This window comes from Flintibacter faecis, assembly GCF_014287875.1.
GTDB lineage: Bacteria > Bacillota > Clostridia > Oscillospirales > Oscillospiraceae > Lawsonibacter > Lawsonibacter faecis_A.
In genome coordinates this window covers 439,055-454,385 of sequence record NZ_JACOPN010000001.1, presented here as the reverse complement: position 1 = coordinate 454,385, position 15,331 = coordinate 439,055, and the positions used below count along the sequence as shown (strand labels likewise).

13 protein-coding genes, 6 tRNA genes and 1 other annotated feature (1 of these 20 only partly in view) are annotated in these 15,331 nt (G+C 58.8%); of the genes, 7 read left to right on the top strand and 12 right to left on the bottom strand.

Annotation, left to right across the window (positions count from 1 at the left end; genetic code table 11):
* Positions 1 to 38 (top strand) — a binding site (T-box leader); it begins 204 nt to the left of the window's first position.
* A gap of 92 nt (positions 39 to 130) precedes the next feature.
* The 5 genes from ilvB (H8S55_RS02170) to ilvC all read left to right on the top strand — a co-directional run bounded on the left by ilvB (H8S55_RS02170) (position 131) and on the right by ilvC (position 5,717).
* Positions 131 to 1,759 (top strand): biosynthetic-type acetolactate synthase large subunit, encoded by a 1,629-nt coding sequence (gene ilvB / locus H8S55_RS02170; protein WP_186877611.1) that lies wholly within the window; start codon positions 131 to 133, stop codon positions 1,757 to 1,759.
* A gap of 12 nt (positions 1,760 to 1,771) precedes the next feature.
* Complete coding sequence (gene ilvN / locus H8S55_RS02165; RefSeq protein WP_186877610.1) at positions 1,772 to 2,257, top strand: acetolactate synthase small subunit; 486 nt, start codon at positions 1,772 to 1,774, stop codon at positions 2,255 to 2,257.
* 173 nt (positions 2,258 to 2,430) lie between these two features.
* Positions 2,431 to 4,134 (top strand): biosynthetic-type acetolactate synthase large subunit, encoded by a 1,704-nt coding sequence (gene ilvB / locus H8S55_RS02160; protein WP_186877609.1) that lies wholly within the window; start codon positions 2,431 to 2,433, stop codon positions 4,132 to 4,134.
* Between the two features lie 13 nt (positions 4,135 to 4,147).
* Positions 4,148 to 4,714: an acetolactate synthase small subunit gene (ilvN, locus tag H8S55_RS02155; protein ID WP_186877608.1), complete on the top strand. Its 567-nt coding sequence runs from the start codon at positions 4,148 to 4,150 to the stop codon at positions 4,712 to 4,714.
* Positions 4,695 to 5,717 (top strand): ketol-acid reductoisomerase, encoded by a 1,023-nt coding sequence (ilvC, locus tag H8S55_RS02150; protein WP_186877607.1) that lies wholly within the window; start codon positions 4,695 to 4,697, stop codon positions 5,715 to 5,717. The genes ilvN (H8S55_RS02155) and ilvC overlap by 20 nt, the downstream gene beginning before the upstream one ends.
* Positions 5,718 to 5,816: 99 nt before the next feature.
* Here ilvC and H8S55_RS02145 read toward each other — a convergent pair whose 3' ends face one another.
* From H8S55_RS02145 to dhaK, 5 genes are all read right to left on the bottom strand, one after another.
* Positions 5,817 to 6,602: an ABC transporter permease gene (locus H8S55_RS02145; RefSeq protein WP_186877606.1), complete on the bottom strand. Its 786-nt coding sequence runs from the start codon at positions 6,600 to 6,602 to the stop codon at positions 5,817 to 5,819.
* Positions 6,599 to 7,453 carry an ABC transporter permease gene (locus tag H8S55_RS02140; RefSeq protein WP_186877605.1) on the bottom strand — a complete coding sequence of 285 codons (855 nt, stop codon included), beginning with the start codon at positions 7,451 to 7,453 and terminating at the stop codon, positions 6,599 to 6,601. Before H8S55_RS02140 ends, H8S55_RS02145 begins: the two co-directional genes overlap by 4 nt.
* An 86-nt stretch (positions 7,454 to 7,539) precedes the next feature.
* Positions 7,540 to 8,619 carry an ABC transporter substrate-binding protein gene (locus tag H8S55_RS02135; RefSeq protein ID WP_186877604.1) on the bottom strand — a complete coding sequence of 360 codons (1,080 nt, stop codon included), beginning with the start codon at positions 8,617 to 8,619 and terminating at the stop codon, positions 7,540 to 7,542.
* A 34-nt stretch (positions 8,620 to 8,653) separates the two neighbouring features.
* Positions 8,654 to 9,736, bottom strand: a complete 1,083-nt coding sequence (locus H8S55_RS02130) for an ABC transporter ATP-binding protein (RefSeq protein ID WP_186877603.1) — start codon at positions 9,734 to 9,736, stop codon at positions 8,654 to 8,656.
* Between the two features lie 59 nt (positions 9,737 to 9,795).
* Complete coding sequence (gene dhaK / locus H8S55_RS02125; RefSeq protein WP_186877602.1) at positions 9,796 to 11,553, bottom strand: dihydroxyacetone kinase subunit DhaK; 1,758 nt, start codon at positions 11,551 to 11,553, stop codon at positions 9,796 to 9,798.
* A 263-nt stretch (positions 11,554 to 11,816) separates the two neighbouring features.
* Between dhaK and H8S55_RS02120 the strand changes: the two genes are divergently transcribed.
* Positions 11,817 to 12,710, top strand: coding sequence for a LysR family transcriptional regulator (locus H8S55_RS02120; protein ID WP_186877601.1), 894 nt, complete (start codon positions 11,817 to 11,819; stop codon positions 12,708 to 12,710).
* Positions 12,711 to 12,803: 93 nt separating this feature from the next.
* On the opposite strand, the gene H8S55_RS02115 is transcribed toward H8S55_RS02120, so the two are convergent.
* The 7 genes from H8S55_RS02115 to H8S55_RS02085 all read right to left on the bottom strand — a co-directional run bounded on the left by H8S55_RS02115 (position 12,804) and on the right by H8S55_RS02085 (position 14,956).
* Positions 12,804 to 13,289 (bottom strand): cucumopine synthase-related protein, encoded by a 486-nt coding sequence (locus H8S55_RS02115; protein ID WP_186877600.1) that lies wholly within the window; start codon positions 13,287 to 13,289, stop codon positions 12,804 to 12,806.
* 12 nt (positions 13,290 to 13,301) lie between these two features.
* Positions 13,302 to 13,703 carry a hypothetical protein gene (locus H8S55_RS02110; RefSeq protein ID WP_186877599.1) on the bottom strand — a complete coding sequence of 134 codons (402 nt, stop codon included), beginning with the start codon at positions 13,701 to 13,703 and terminating at the stop codon, positions 13,302 to 13,304.
* A 650-nt stretch (positions 13,704 to 14,353) separates the two neighbouring features.
* Positions 14,354 to 14,429: transfer RNA gene (locus H8S55_RS02105), tRNA-Lys, on the bottom strand.
* An 89-nt stretch (positions 14,430 to 14,518) separates the two neighbouring features.
* Positions 14,519 to 14,593, bottom strand: a tRNA-Gln gene (locus tag H8S55_RS02100).
* 69 nt (positions 14,594 to 14,662) lie between these two features.
* Positions 14,663 to 14,739 (bottom strand) — tRNA-His (locus tag H8S55_RS02095).
* Between the two features lie 63 nt (positions 14,740 to 14,802).
* A tRNA-Arg gene (locus H8S55_RS02090) sits at positions 14,803 to 14,879 on the bottom strand.
* Positions 14,880 to 14,882: 3 nt separating this feature from the next.
* A tRNA-Gly gene (locus tag H8S55_RS02085) sits at positions 14,883 to 14,956 on the bottom strand.
* Positions 14,957 to 15,138: 182 nt separating this feature from the next.
* Here H8S55_RS02085 and H8S55_RS02080 point away from each other — a divergent pair.
* Positions 15,139 to 15,214, top strand: a tRNA-Arg gene (locus H8S55_RS02080).
* The last annotated feature ends 117 nt before the right edge of the window (positions 15,215 to 15,331 follow it).

Here is a 15,331-nt window from a genome sequence, read left to right as displayed (position 1 = left end):
TTTAGGTGGTACCACGGAGCGATGGCTTCGTCCTATCGAGATTTGGGATAGGACGGGGCCGTTTTTGTTTTTTTGCCCAGGGACCGTCCCACGACAGAGCGGACAGAGATTTTACGGAGGTGACGTTCCCATGAATGGAGCACAGGCACTGATCGAAAGCCTTTTGCGGGAGCAGGTGGACCACATCTTCGGCTATGCCGGAGCCACCATCTGCCCCGTTGTAGACGTGTTGAAGGAGCACCCGGAGATCGGCTATACCCTGGTGCGCACCGAGCAGAACGCCGGACACATGGCCTCGGGCTATGCCCGTATCTCCGGCAAGGTGGGCGTGTGTATGGTCACCTCCGGCCCGGGGGCGACCAATCTGATCACCGGCATCGCCACCGCCTATATGGACTCCATCCCCATGGTGGCCATTACCGGACAGGTGCCCAGCAATCTGCTGGGCCGGGATATCTTCCAGGAGGTGGACATCACCGGTGCGGTGGCCCCCTTCTCCAAGCACAGCTACCTGGTGAAAAACGCCAATGACATCCCCCGCATCGTGAAGGAGGCCTTTCACATCGCCGCCACCGGGCGGCCCGGACCGGTGCTCATCGACATCCCCATCGACATTCAGAATCAGGAGCTGAAGAAGTTCCAATACCCGGAGGAAGTGAACATCCGGGGCTATAAGCCCAGCGTAAAGGGCAACGACCTGCAGATCAAGCGGGTGGCCGAGGCCATCTCCAAGGCCAAACAGCCCGTCATCTGCGCCGGGGGCGGCGTGTGGCTGGCCCACGCCCAGAAGGAGCTGCTGGAGCTGGCCCAGCGCAATCAGATCCCCGTGGTCAAGACCATGATGGGTCTGTCCGTCATAGCCACCGACCACCCCCTGAATATGGGGATGATCGGGGCCCACGGCAACCACTGCGCCAACAAGGCCCTGGCCAAGGCCGACCTGCTCATTATGGTGGGCACCCGGGCGGCGGACCGGGCGGTGGTGGACCCGGCGGAGATCCAGCGCCGCATGGCCACCATCCACATCGACGTGGACCCGGCGGAGATCGGCAAGAATATGCAGGCCGCCATCCCCCTGGTGGGCGATGTGAAGGTGATTTTGCAGCAGCTGCTGGACCGGGACATCACGCCCCCGGATTCGGCGCAGTGGCTGGCCAAGCTGCGGGACTACCGCACGGCGGAGCTGAACCGGACTTTCCCCCGGCGGGAGGGCTATGTGTTCCCCGGTACCGTCCTGCGTAAGCTGGGGCAGAAGCTGGACGACGACGCCATCGTGTGCGTGGATGTGGGCCAGAACCAGATCTTCACCTGTAAATACCTGCCCCAGAAGCATGGGCGGCTGCTCACCAGCGGCGGCCTGGGCACCATGGGCTATGCCCTCCCCGCCGGCGTTGGGGCCAAGGTGGCCGCCCCGGACCGCCAGACGGTGGTCGTCTGCGGCGACGGCTCCTTCCAGATGGCTATGAACGAGCTGTCTGCCATTGTGTGCGGGCACATGGACGTGAAGATCGTCCTGTTCCAGAACCAGGTGCTGGGCCTGGTGAACCAGATCCAGAACACCGCCCCCTACCACGGGGCCTTCGGCGTGGCCCTGGACGGCTCCCCCGACTTTGCCGCACTTGCCGGGGCCTATGGCATTCCCAGCATGTGCGCCGATGACGAGGACAAGCTGGACGGGGTGCTGGAGCAGTTCCTGTCCACCCGGGGCAGCTGCGTACTCATCTGCAAGGTCCACCCCGACGTGGGGACCAACGATTAAGGAGGCAGGGGCATGAAACAGACCATTTCCGTGCTGGTGGAAAACCAGGCCGGCGTTCTGAACCGGATCACCGGCCTGTTCTCCCGCCGGGCGTTCAACATCGAGTCCCTGGCCGTGGGCGTCACCGACGACCCCACCATCTCCCGCATCACCATCATCGTGGACAGCGGCAACAGCGTGGTGGAGCAGGTGGAAAAGCAGCTGAACAAGCTCATCGAGGTCATCAAGGTCCGCACCCTGGAGGACACCTCCTACATCGGCCGGGAGCTGATGATCCTGAAGGTGAACGCCAACAACAAGACCCGCAAGGACATCATGACCATCTGCGAGATCATGGGGGCCAAGGTGGACGACATCTCCCCCACCTCCTTGACTATGGAGTTGTCTGACACCCCAGAGAGGCTGGACACCTTCCAGTCCATGATGCGCCCCTTCTCCATTTTAGAGGTGGCCCGCACCGGTATGATCGCCGTCCAAAAGGGCGGGGGCAAAATTTGATCGATCTGCCATTGCGAAGCGGTCCGAAGGACCGACGCGGCGTACCCCTTGCGGGTGCTGCGCAGCCGTTGGCAGCTCTGCTGCCTTACGGATGCGGCGTACCCCTTGCGGGTACTTCGCGCCTCGGAATGACAAGTGCTGATATCGAAAATATATTTGGAGTTGAGATTTCCATGAAGATCAGAGCCACACAGGCTATCATGGAGTGCCTGCTGGAGCAGGAGGTGGATACCGTCTTTGGATATCCCGGCGGGACCATCCTGAATGTCTATGATGAGCTGTATAACTACAAGGATAAAATACATCATGTTTTAACGGCCCACGAGCAGGGGGCCTCCCACGCCGCCGACGGCTATGCCCGCTCCACCGGCAAGGTGGGCGTGTGCTTTGCCACCAGCGGCCCCGGTGCCACCAACCTGACCACCGGCATCGCCACTGCCTATATGGACTCCTCCCCCGTGGTGTTCATCACCTGCAACGTGAGCGAGCCCCTGCTGGGCAAGGACTCCTTCCAGGAGGTGGACATTACCGGTATCGCCATGCCCATCACCAAGGCCACCTATCTGGTGCGGGACCCCCAGACCATCCCCGACGTGATGCGTCAGGCCTTCGCCGTGGCCGCCACGGGACGGCCCGGCCCGGTGCTCATCGACTTTTTGAAGAACGTCACCGCCCCCTCGGTGGAGATCGACTATGAGTTCATCCCCTGGAAACAGAACCGGGCCTGCTCCAGCATCCAGGCTCTGGCCACCAGCCACGACCTGAAGCCCCCGGAGCCCGACCAGGGAGACGTGGACAAGCTGGCCGAGATGATCGCCCAGTCAAAGCGCCCCCTGCTCCTATGCGGCGGCGGCGTGGTCCGGGGCCGGGCGGACAAAGAATTTAAAGAGCTGGCTGAAAAGCTGGACGCCCCTGTGGCTATCACCGTCATGGGCGGCGGCGGCTTTCCCGGCAACCACCCCCTGACCACCGGCATGATCGGCATGCACGGCTCCCGGGCCAGCAACGTGGCCTGCAACGAGTGCGACCTACTCATCGCTGTGGGCTGCCGCTTCTCCGACCGGGTGGCCCTGGACCCGGCCTCCTTCGCCAGCCAGGCCAAGATCGTCCAGATCGACATCGACCGCTCGGAGATCGACAAGAACGTCCTCACCGACCACCACATCGTGGGCGATGCCAAGCGGGTGCTGGAGCTGCTCGATCAGCGCATCCCCCGGTATCACCACAGGGAGTGGACTGAGTATGTCCGCACCCTGAACCCCGCCCAGGAGCCGGAGAGCAACGCCCGGCTGACCCCCCAGCAGGTGCTGGAGACCATCCGCCGTCTGGCCCCTCAGGACGCCATCGTGTCCACCGACGTGGGCCAGCACCAGATGTGGTCCATCCAGCATTTCCACTTTGACTATCCCGGCCAGCTGCTCACCAGCGGCGGCTTCGGCACCATGGGCTTTGGCCTGGGGGCCGCCATCGGGGCCCAGGCGGGCAACCCGGACAAGGTGGTGGTCCACACCACCGGCGACGGCTGCTTCCGCATGAACTGCCACGAGCTGTGTACCGTGGAGCACTATCACCTGCCCATCATCACCGTCATCTTTAATAACGGCACTCTGGGCATGGTCCGCCAGTGGCAGCACCTCATCTACCACGAGCGGTACTCCGAGACCACCCTGGACCGGGGCCCCGACTTTGTAAAGCTGGCCGAGGCCTATGGCCTGAAGGGCTTTCGGGTGACCACGCCGGAGGAGATGGAGCGGGCCTTCCGGGCTGCGCTGGACGCCAAGTGCGGCTGCGTCATCGACTGCCGCCTGGATATGGACGAGATGGTCCGGCCCATGGTGGCCGGCGGGGCCCATATCACCGACTTTTTGCTCAATTAAGGGGGTGGACGCTTTGAAACGTGAATTTGATAAAGAGAAAAAGCTGTACACCCTGGCCATCCTGGTGCGGGACATCCCCGGTGTCCTCAGCCAGGTGGCCCGGCTGTTCTCCCGCAAGGGGTATAACATCGAGTCCATCGTCTCCGGCGAGACGGACAAGCCCGGGGTCACCCGCATCACCATCGTGATCCTGGCCGACGAGCTGATGATCGACCAGATCGCCGCCCAGTGCAGCAAGCTGATCCCCGTTCTGGCGGTGAAAATTTTGGACGAGGGGGCATCCATCCAGCGGGAGTTTGCCCTGATCAAAGTGGCCGCCGCCGACCGGGCCGCCCGGGACGAGGTGGTGCAGATGTCCAACATCTTCCGGGCCAACATCATCGATGTCAGCCGGGAGACGCTGACGGTGGCCATTTTCGGGGACAAGCAAAAGACCTCTGCCCTCATCGGCCTTTTGGAGGACTTCGGCATTCTGGAAATCGCAAAAACGGGTACTCTCGCCATCGAAAGAGGGCGCAGCACTATATATGACGACAATAAACTCAAGGAGGAATACAACTATGGCAAAAATGTATTATGAGAAGGATTGCGACATCAGCTATCTGGACGGGAAGAAGATCGCCATCATCGGCTATGGCTCCCAGGGTCACGCCCATGCGCTGAACCTGAAGGACTCCGGCTGCGACGTGTGCGTGGGCCTGCGCCAGGGCTCTAAGAACTGGGCCAACGCCGAGAAGGCCGGCCTGCAGGTGAAGACCATCGAGGAGGCCGCCCAGTGGGGCGACATCGTCATGATCCTGATCAATGACGAGGTCCAGGCCGACGTGTACAAGAAGAGCATCGCCCCCTACATGACCGAGGGCAAGGCCCTGGCCTTCGCCCACGGCTTCAACATCCGCTATCAGCAGATCGTGCCCCCCAAGGGCGTGGACGTGTTCATGGCTGCCCCCAAGGGCCCCGGCCACACCGTCCGCTCTACCTATGTCAACGGCAAGGGCGTGCCCTGCCTGGTGGCCGTGGAGCAGAACGCCACCGGCGATGCCTATAAGATCGCCCTGGCCTACATCGTCGGCATCGGCGGTGCCCGCGCCGGCGTGATGGAGACCACCTTCCACGACGAGACCGAGACCGACCTGTTCGGCGAGCAGGCCGTTCTGTGCGGCGGCGTGGTGGAGCTGATGAAGTGCGGCTTCGAGACCCTGGTGGAGGCCGGCTACGAGCCCGAGAACGCCTATTTCGAGTGCATCCACGAGATGAAGCTGATCATCGACCTGATCAACAAGGGCGGCGTGGCTGCCATGAACTACTCCATCTCCGACACCGCGGAGTTCGGCGAGTATGTCTCCGGCCCCCGTGTCCTGCCCTATGAGGAGACCAAGAAGAACATGAAAGCGGTCCTCAACGACATCCAGGACGGCACCTTCGCCGGCCGCTGGATCGCCGAGAACAAGAGCTTTGGCCGCACCTTCTTCAACTCCAAGCGCGCCCAGCTGGCAAAGCACCAGATGGAGATCGTGGGCGAGGAGCTGCGCCGCAACATGATCTGGGGCGGCGACAAGGACCTGGACACCGCTTCCAACTAATTGCCCCCAACGGCGTACCCGCGCCGAGCAAAAGCACCCCCGGCACAGTCGAAAAAGCTGTGCCGGGGGTGCTTGCTTTGCTTGGAATAAAATGGGACGTCAATAGAGCTTGCTCAGTCCGATCTTTTTCTCCACGATGTAAATGATGACAGCGACCACCACAATAAACAGGGTGGAGTAGGCGGAGATGAGGGGCGTAAAAGACTCGGTAATGTAGGAGTAAAGCCGCAGGGGGAAGGTGACGGTGCGGGCGCTCTTCATAAACAGGATGATGACGCATTCGTCAAAGGCCACCACAAAGGAAAACACCGCACCGCCGATGATCCCTTGACGGATACAGGGCAGGGTGACGTTGAACAGCGTTCGGATGGGAGAAGCGCCTAAAACCAAAGAGGCCTCCTCAAAGCTGGTGTCCAGCCCCACCAGATTGGCGGTGACGGTACGGATGACATAGGGCATCTCGATCACTGCATAGGTCAGGCACAACTTCCAGTAGTTGGTAAACAAGCCCTGAAATAGTGCGAAATACTGGAGAAAGGCCACGGCACTGATGATGGTGGGGATCACGATGGGGGCCAGGAAGATGGACTCGAACACCGCCTTTGCCCGGCTGTTGGACTTCCAGAACCACAGACTGATCATAGTGCCCAGCACACAGGCGATACACACACTGACCACAGCAATGCGCACGCTCAGCAGCAGGGAGGAGGTGAATTCCGCACTGTGAACGGCCTTTTGAAACCAGGCCAGGGTAAAGCCCTTGGGCGGGAACACCACCCGGTTGGTATTGCTGAAGGCGGTGAACACCACCACCAGCAGAGGCCCAAGCAGAAAGAGATACACGGCGGCTCGGGCGATGCGCCCGGCGAGCTTGGTATAGTTCATTTGTCAGCCTCCTCTCCCCGGACTGCTTCCCGCAGCAGCTTGGCAGAACGCTCCGCCCGCTTGGCGGACCAGCGGTCCAGAATTGCGCCGGAGTTGGTGATGGCCATGGAAACGATGAGGAAAATCACCGAGATGGCAGAGGCAAAGCCCCAGTCATAGATATAGGTGGCCTGCTGCTGGATCAAGGTGGTCATGGTGACGATCTTGCCATTGCCCAGGATCACGGGCACCACGAAGGCGGCGGTGTTCAGAGCAAAGACCAGCATGAAACCGGAGGCCAAGCCCTTCAGCGTCAGGGGAAAGGTGATTTTGAAGAAAGTGGTCCAAAAGCCCGCCCCGCAGACATAGGAGGCCTCCTCCACGCTTCGGCTGATGTTTCCGATGGGACCGGTGAGGATCATGATCATATAGGGAAGACCGCAGTAGACAAGGCCCATTTCCACGGCGAACAGGGTCCCGGTCTCCAGAATGGCCATCATGCCGAACAGACGCACGGTGATGGGTACCCACAGAGGCAGCAGGGCCAGAGCGGTGAGGATATGTTTGACCTTCGCTTCCGTGCGGCATAGGTAATAAGCCACGGGATAGCCCATCACAGCGCAGATGATGGCGGAGCAGAAACTCAGGCCCACGGTAAGGCCGAGTACCTTCCAGTAGTAGGGGTCCAGCAAAAAGCGGGTGTAGTTGCCCCAGGTGAAGGCCCCAAGTTCTTTGCCCACCCCTTGGAACTCAAAAAAGCTCATGGACATCATTTTCAGCAAGGGAAAGACGAAGAAGAGGCAGAGATAGGCCAGGGGGATAATCAGATACCAGATGTTAATGTATGACCAAGTGTCTTTTTCGCGTTCCATATAGTTCCCTCCCCGAATGGTCTGAAATTCAGAAGTATGACCGGCGCACAGGGAGGGAACCAAGGTCCCGTCCCGAAACGGCGGCTTTACTTAAAGTCCCGGTTCCAACGCTCAATAAGCTGGGGCTTGACAGACTCCAGTGCAGCGGAGTCCATATAGGCAAGCTTGGAGACCTGCTCCTGTCCGTAAGGCATGTAGGTCTGCAGATCTTGCTCGATGACCGTCTTGGAGTTGGAGGGAGCGTAGTAGTTGTTCTCGGCATAGGCCTTCTGGGCATCGGTGCTCAGTAGCTGGTCCAGGAAGACGTAGGCCAGCTCCTTGTTGGTAGAACCCTTGGTGATGGCGGCCAGAGAGGTCATGGCAATAGAACCCTCCTCGGGCTGGCAGAACTTCACGGGTACGCCGTTCTTCATCAGACCGATGGCGCGGCCGTTGGTCTCAACGGAGATCTGAACATCGCCGCTGGTGAGGGCGCTCTCCAGGTCGGCGTGCTGGCTAGCATAGATGCCGATGTTGCCCTTGAGGGACTGGAGCTGATCAAACAGGTTGTCCCAGTTGGCGGTATCCTGAATGTGGGTGCCCTGGATGCGGGAGATGGCCTCCAGAAATTCCAGGCCACCGCCCATGCTGTAGTCGATCATGCCCACCTTACCGCCGGCATAGGCGGGATCCCACAGGTCCATCCAGCTGGTGGGATTTTTGGCCACCAGATCAGAGCGATAGACCAGACCATAGACACCCCAGTTGGTGACCACGGCGTTATCATACATAAACGCTTCCTTATAGAGGTCGGGGGCGTTGGTCAGCTTGCTGGTGTCCAGCGTCTCCAGCACGTCCATATCGGTGCCCTGAACAACCTCGAAGGTATCCACATGGAGCACGTCGATGGAGGCGTTGTTCCCCTCAGTGGCCAGCTGGGACAGGGGGGCGGCACCGCTGACGACTTCGACCTTGGCCCCAGTGCTCTCTTCAAAGGCGGGAATTACATATTGACGCAGGGTCTCCTCGTAAGTTCCGCCCCAGACCTGAACTACCAGGCTCTGTCCGGCGTAGGGCTTTGCGCTGTCTCCACTGGAGGAGGCGGCAGGGCCGGAGGGGGTGCTCCCGCAGGAGGCAAGGGCCAGGGACATGGCTGCGGCCAGCAGCAAGGCAGTGACTTTCTTCATTCTGAATGCTCCTTTCAAAATTTGGAATGTATCTTTATCTATCAACCAAGATCAGCTTGCCCGGGTCAACGGAGAAGCGAAGAGTGTCCCCCTCCTGAAGTCCGGTGTGATACTTGGGTTGAAGATCTACTTCCAGCTCCTTGCCCTCTCCGGCATCCACCAGATAGCGGATGGTGGAGCCCAGATAGATGCGGGCCAGGATACGGCCGGAGAGCTGATTTGGGGCATCCGGGGTCAGATCCTCCACCCGGATATTTTCAGGCCGGGCCACCAGCGTGACTGCCTCACCCACGGCGGGCCGGTCAGCCTGGGGGATGGCAGCCTGGAGCACATGGCCCCCGGCGGTGTTTACAGTGACCAAATCGTCCTGTACGGCGGCCACGGTTCCCTCGAAGAAGTTGGCGTGGCCTACGAATCCGGCAATAAAGCGGGTGGCCGGGTGGGTGTACAGCTGGGCGGGGACGGTGATCTGCTCAATTTTTCCCTTGTTCATCACGGCAATGCGGTCGGAGATGGTCAGGGCCTCCTCCTGATCATGGGTGACGTAGATAGCGGTGACGTTCATCCGTTTGAGCAGGTTGCGGATCTCTACCCGGGTGCGCTCCCGCAGTTTGGCATCCAGGTTGGACAGCGGTTCGTCAAACAGCATGACCTTGGGCTTGACGATCATGGCCCGGGCCAGGGAGACCCGCTGCTGCTGACCGCCGGACAGTTCCCGGGGCAGCCGGTTTTCTACACCGCTGAGCTGGACGATGTCCATCATCTCACGGGCCCGCTCCATCAGAACTTTTTTGTCCCGAATTTTTCGCATTTTCAGGCCGTAGACAATATTTTCGTACACGGTGAGGTGGGGGAAAAGGGCGTAATTCTGAAAGACCATGGAGATGTCCCGCTTGTGGGGAGGGATACCGGCCATGTCCTGGCCCTGGATACGGATGGTGCCGTGGGTGGGCTCGATCAACCCAGCCACCATGCGCAGGGTGGTGGTCTTGCCGCAGCCACTGGAGCCTAATAGGGAAACGATCTCTCCGGGGGCGATCTGAAGGTCTACGCCGTCTACGGCCACAAAGTTTTTGTAGTGTTTGGCAATATTGGTCAGTTCCAGCTGATAGTCCATAGTGGTTCCCTCCCGTTCGGTGTATGTTGCACTCTCCTGCCCCGGGGGACAAGAGTCGGTCAGTGCAGATGTTCGGCCAGATGGGCGAAGATCACGCCCAGGGCGTAGGCTCCGGCGTCCGGGTATCCGAGGCTCCGCTCGCCCACGGTGCCGGCCCGGCCCATGCGGGCCACGATGGTCTCGGTGTACTTGGCCCCGGCGGCAGCGGCCTGGGCTCCCATCCGGAACATCACTTGGGCGGAGAGGCCCTTGCCGGCGTTCTCTGTCCAGCACTGGGCACAGGGGATGAGAGCATCCATCAGGGTCTTGTCCCCAATTTGAGCGCCCCGGCCAAAGGAACGCTCTCCGGTAGCCTGGATGCCCAGGACCACCGCCTGAAGCATCTGGGCGAACTGTTGCTGATCCAAAGCATCTTTGCCCTGACAGTACCGAGCGGCGGCACGGAAGGCAGAGCCCCAGATGGGACCGGAGGCCCCGCCGCAGTGCTCCATGATGATCATGGAACAGCTGTGCAAGAAGCCGTGAAGGGTGTCAGAGGCACCCACCACCTCGTTCCAGCGCTCTTTCAGACGGCGGAACCCCTTGGCCACGCTCATGCCGAAGTCGCCGTCCCCGGCGTGGGAATCCAGCTCGCAGAAGGGTATCTCGTTGGAGATGATGCAGTCACTCATGGCATCCACCAGAAAGATCATATTCTGCAGCGTGAACCGGTCGTTCTCCACATGGGACCAGGCGGGGTCACTCTCCAGGTGGTAGTTGGCTGGTGCGGCGGTATCCCGGTTGGGAATGGGGAAGTAGTCCACCGGGGGAACGGGACCGGATAGCTTGAGGGCTGCGGTATCGCAGGGGTCGAAGAGCAGCTCCCGGAGCATATCGTCCAGGTGGAGGATGGAGATGGAAGCGCCGGCCATGTCGATGCTGGTCATATAATTGCCCACCAGTGAGAACACCACTTGGATGCCCGGATGGGTCTGGGCCAGGGCCTGACGCAGGGAGTGGTTAAGCAGATAGAGCTCCTGGAGAGGTGTGCCGCCCAGGCCGTTGACCAGTATGGCCACCTGGGCCTGCTTGTCTGTGAGATCCAGGGCGGAGAGCAGCTGGTCGGCCATGCGGGCGGCCAAGGTGTCAGCATCGGTCAAAGGTTCTCGCCTGATGCCGGGCTCCCCGTGGATGCCTACACCAAACTCCATCTCGTTCTCCTCCAGGGAGAAGGTGGGGCTGCCCTTGGCAGGTACGGTGCAGGAGGTGAGGGCAAAACCGATGGATCTGACCCGCTGGGCAGTCCGCTGGGCCACGGCCTTCACCTGGGCCAGATCCCAGCCCCGCTGTGCGGCGGCACCGGCGATTTTATGTACAAAGATGGTGCCGGCCACGCCTCGATGGCCCACGGTGTAAAGGCTGTCCTCCACGGCGATGTCGTCGTCCACCTTCACGTAGTCCACCTGGATGCCGTCCTCCTGAGCCAGATAGGCGGCATTTTTAAAATTCATCATATCGCCGCTGTAGTTCTTGATGATGAGCAAGGTGCCTTTTTCGCCCTTGGTTGCTTGGATGGCCTGATAGACCTGAATTTGAGAGGGGGAGGCAAACACATCGCCGCACACGGCGGCATCCAGCATACCATGGCCGACGAAGCCGGCATGGGCGGGCTCGTGACCGCTGCCACCGCCGCTGATGAGCTTGACCTTTTCGGACTGAAGCTGGCTGCGGCGGAGAATGTTATAATTCGGGTCCCAGGTCAGTCCGGGATGGGCCAGGGCCAGACCGTGGCACATCTCAGAGACCACGCCCTCCGGACGATTGATGATCTTTTTCATACGGCGGCTCCCCCTTTAAAGGCTGCAAGTTTGCAAAAATAGAATTTGAAAGACTATTATAGACTAAACAAAAAAATAAATAAAGTAAAAATAGAATAAAAAGGAAAAGACAGGAAACTTTAATGGAAATTTGACAATGGCACACATAAATCATAGAAAAATCTTGCAATCTTTCTGATTGCATTGTATAGTATGTAAGAATATTTAGCAACTGAATGATATGAATATATTCCATTCAAAAAGTTTATGAGGGGGAGGACGCTGTGAGTATTCTGAAGTATCGTGCATTTTTGACCACCGTGGAATGCAAAAGCTTGACCCGAGCGGCGGAGCGGCTGGGCTATACCCAGCCGGGGATCAGCCACATGATCGCCTCGCTGGAAAAGGAATTCGGATTTCCTCTTCTGGTGCGAACCAAGGACGGGGCGGTGCCCACAGAGAACGCCCAGTATCTGCGGGACTACATGCAGCAGATCGTCTCCGCCCAGGAGACCATGGAGGAGCTGATCTATCAGATCAAGGGAGTGGAAGTGGGCTCATTGCGCATCGGCAGCTTTTTCAGCCCCTCCACCCAGTGGATGCCCTCCATTGTGGCCACCTTCCTGGAGAAGCACCCCAACATCGACCTGCGGATATTCGAGGGGACCTATGACGAGGTGATGGCCCAACTGGTGCGGGGGGAGATCGACCTGGCGGTGGCCTCAGAGCCCGCACCGGACAACTATGACTTTCTGCCTTTGATGAAGGACCCCATTCTGGCCGTGCTCTCCCGAAAGAACCCCTTGGCCCGGGGAGAGACGGTGGACATCCGGGAACTGATCCGATATCCCTTCATCCTCCCAAACGAGGGGGCGGACGAGAGTGTGCGGAACGTGATGCAGGAGGAGGGGCTGACCCCAAACATCCGCTTCCGCATCAAAGGTGACATGGCCACCCTGGCCATGATCGGCCAGGACCTGGGGGTGTCCCTGATCCCCAAACTGGCCATCCTGCCGGTGTGGGACGATTTGGTCACCCGCCCCCTGCGGGAGCCCCATTTCCGCACGTTGGGTATCTGTATCCGCTCACTGAAATATGCCTCGCCAACGGCCAAGGCCTTCATTCAGGAAACACGGGACTATGTGCAGGAGCATTGGACGCAGCGGGAAAGTGAATAGACATAACGCAGAGGAACCTTCCGCCGGGGTATGGCGGAAGGTTCCTCTGTTTGGTAAAGCGCATGGAAAAGACGAATCGAAAGGAGACGAAGATTACAGATACTTGGAGAAATCCTGCTTGGCAAAGCCGTTGAACACGCCCCAGGGGATGACCAGGTCGACCCACATGTGGTGGCGGTTGAAATACATCAAGGCGGCTTCAGTGAGCTTGATGAGCTGCTCCAGGTTCTCCACAGAATCCAGAGCCTTGATGTACATATTCAGCAGTTCCCCGGCCATGGGGACACCGGTGAACTTGAAGAACTTGGCCTTATAGTCCAGCAGGTTCTTGGCATAGCGAACCAGAGTGTGCAGGTCCACACTGCCCTCCTTGGCGGTCTCCACCAGGTAGAACAAAATCTCGTCGCACAGGGTGCGCATCTCAGAGTCGGCATACAGGGCAGTCATCACATACTGCCCATACACGTTGGTGTCGCCGGGGACCACGCCATTGCTCAGGTCGTAAACATCATGGGGCATATTCTCCCAGATGGCCAGACGGCGCTCCTCAAACTTGTCAATCGCAGCTTTCCAGTCCATAGATATCCCTCCTTATTCCACTTCGCCCACAATGGTCATGATGCTGCCCTGCTTCAGCCAGTTTTTGATGCCGGCCACCTGAAGTGCCTCTTTGCCCTCGATGATGCGGCCGATACGGCTGATGGGAAGGGGCTCGTCGGTGCACACACCATAGGGGATGCACAGCTGGCAACGGGGGGGATAGTACGCCAGATCGAACATATCCAGGTCGCCGCCGCGGCACTTGTTCTCAAAGCCGCAGGGATAGGGCAGGGTGCCGAAAATCAGCTGGCCGTTCAACTTGGCGTGCTGAACCACGGCCCGCTGGCCGGGGTTGCTCAGGATCATGTTGCAGATCTCCGGGGCCTTGTCTACATAGAGCTCCGCCACAATACGGGTGTCGTCGATGGTGATCGCAATTTTCTTGTTCGCCATAACTTCCATCTTCCTTTCTGCTGCAAGTTTGCTGGATGATGATATTATCTTATCGCAGCATTATTGATAAATCAACTGAATAAATATTATAGTATACATGCAAAAACAGAATGCAATGTAAATTGATGCTGACATAGATGTTGTGCGTTCTGACGACAAGAACAGAAAACAAACTTGAGCCTTTCAGCAATTCCTACGTGCGCTGGAGACGGGTGAGGACGCTGAATACAGCTAAAACGGCAGTGCATGGCAGACTTCCCTGGAGTCCACCAATCTGACCGCCAGGACCACCTATGCCTTCCGGGTCCGCTATGGGGAGACAGATACCCGCGCGGTTTTTGACCTCAGCGATGCGGCAGAGTTTGTGGTCCAGCGGGGTCTGATGTCCAGCGTGGGAGAAAACCTGTCCGGCGGCAGTTGGAACGCCACCCGTGCCGAGATGGCCGTGATGCTCCAGCAGTTTGTCAAGCTGACGGAGAAGTAAAGACAGACCAAGATAGCAAAACCCCGGCGGTCTGCGGGCCGCCGGGGTCAACTATTTTGGAACGGATCGCCGCGTCGGGCTATGCTCTTCTTGCAATGACGCGGGCGGCCAAGGCCGCCCCATTGCAAAAAAACAGAGCAAGCGATAAAACGCTTGCTCCGTTTTTTGGTGACCCAGCGGAGATTCGAACTCCGGACACCCTGCTTAAAAGGCAGGTGCTCTGCCAACTGAGCTACTGGGTCAGGTATTGAATTGAGGTATCCTCTGCCAAATCGAAGCCCAGCGAAGCGGGTTCGATTTGGAAATGAGGAACATGAAGCCTGTGAGGAGTTGGCAGGGATGGCTGGACTCGAACCAGCGAGTGAGGGAGTCAAAGTCCCTTGCCTTACCACTTGGCTACACCCCTATGTCCGCAAGAGACGAAGAAAACGGAAGAAGGACCGGAGCCGAAGCTCCGGCCCTTCCGCCTTATATGTGGGGTGGGTAAAGGGATTCGAACCCTCGACACCCGGAACCACAATCCGGTGCTCTAACCAACTGAGCTATACCCACCATATCTGGCTGGAACGCTGTATTCGGGAATCCGTCTGCGCTGTGTCTGCCGCTTTAAAAAAGTGGCACGCCTGAAGGGACTCGAACCCCTGACCCACTGCTTAGAAGGCAGTTGCTCTATCCACCTGAGCTACAGGCGCATATGGAGCGGGTGATGGGAATCGAACCCACGCGACCAGCTTGGAAGGCTGGGATTCTACCATTGAACTACACCCGCATGGACGGCGTATTCTCTCACGTCAGCTTAGATATAATAGCATAATTCCAGCCGCCTTGTCAATCCCCTTTGCTAATTTTCCAGGCTAAATTTTCGTGCCGGGCGCTGCCCCGCTTCGTCAAAAATTTCCCCTTTACAATCAGAAAAAATTCTGTTATAATATCAAAGTATCCAATAGAGATGCGTCCGTAGTTCAATGGATAGAGCGTCAGATTCCGGTTCTGAATGTTGGGGGTTCGAGTCCCTTCGGGCGTACCAGAGACATTTGCCTATGGCAAATGTCTCTTTTTTTATTCTGGACAAGCAGAACAGTACAGAACCGTACAGGGAAAAAGACAGATGAGAAAAAGGGCTGCTGCACAGACGATCGCCTGC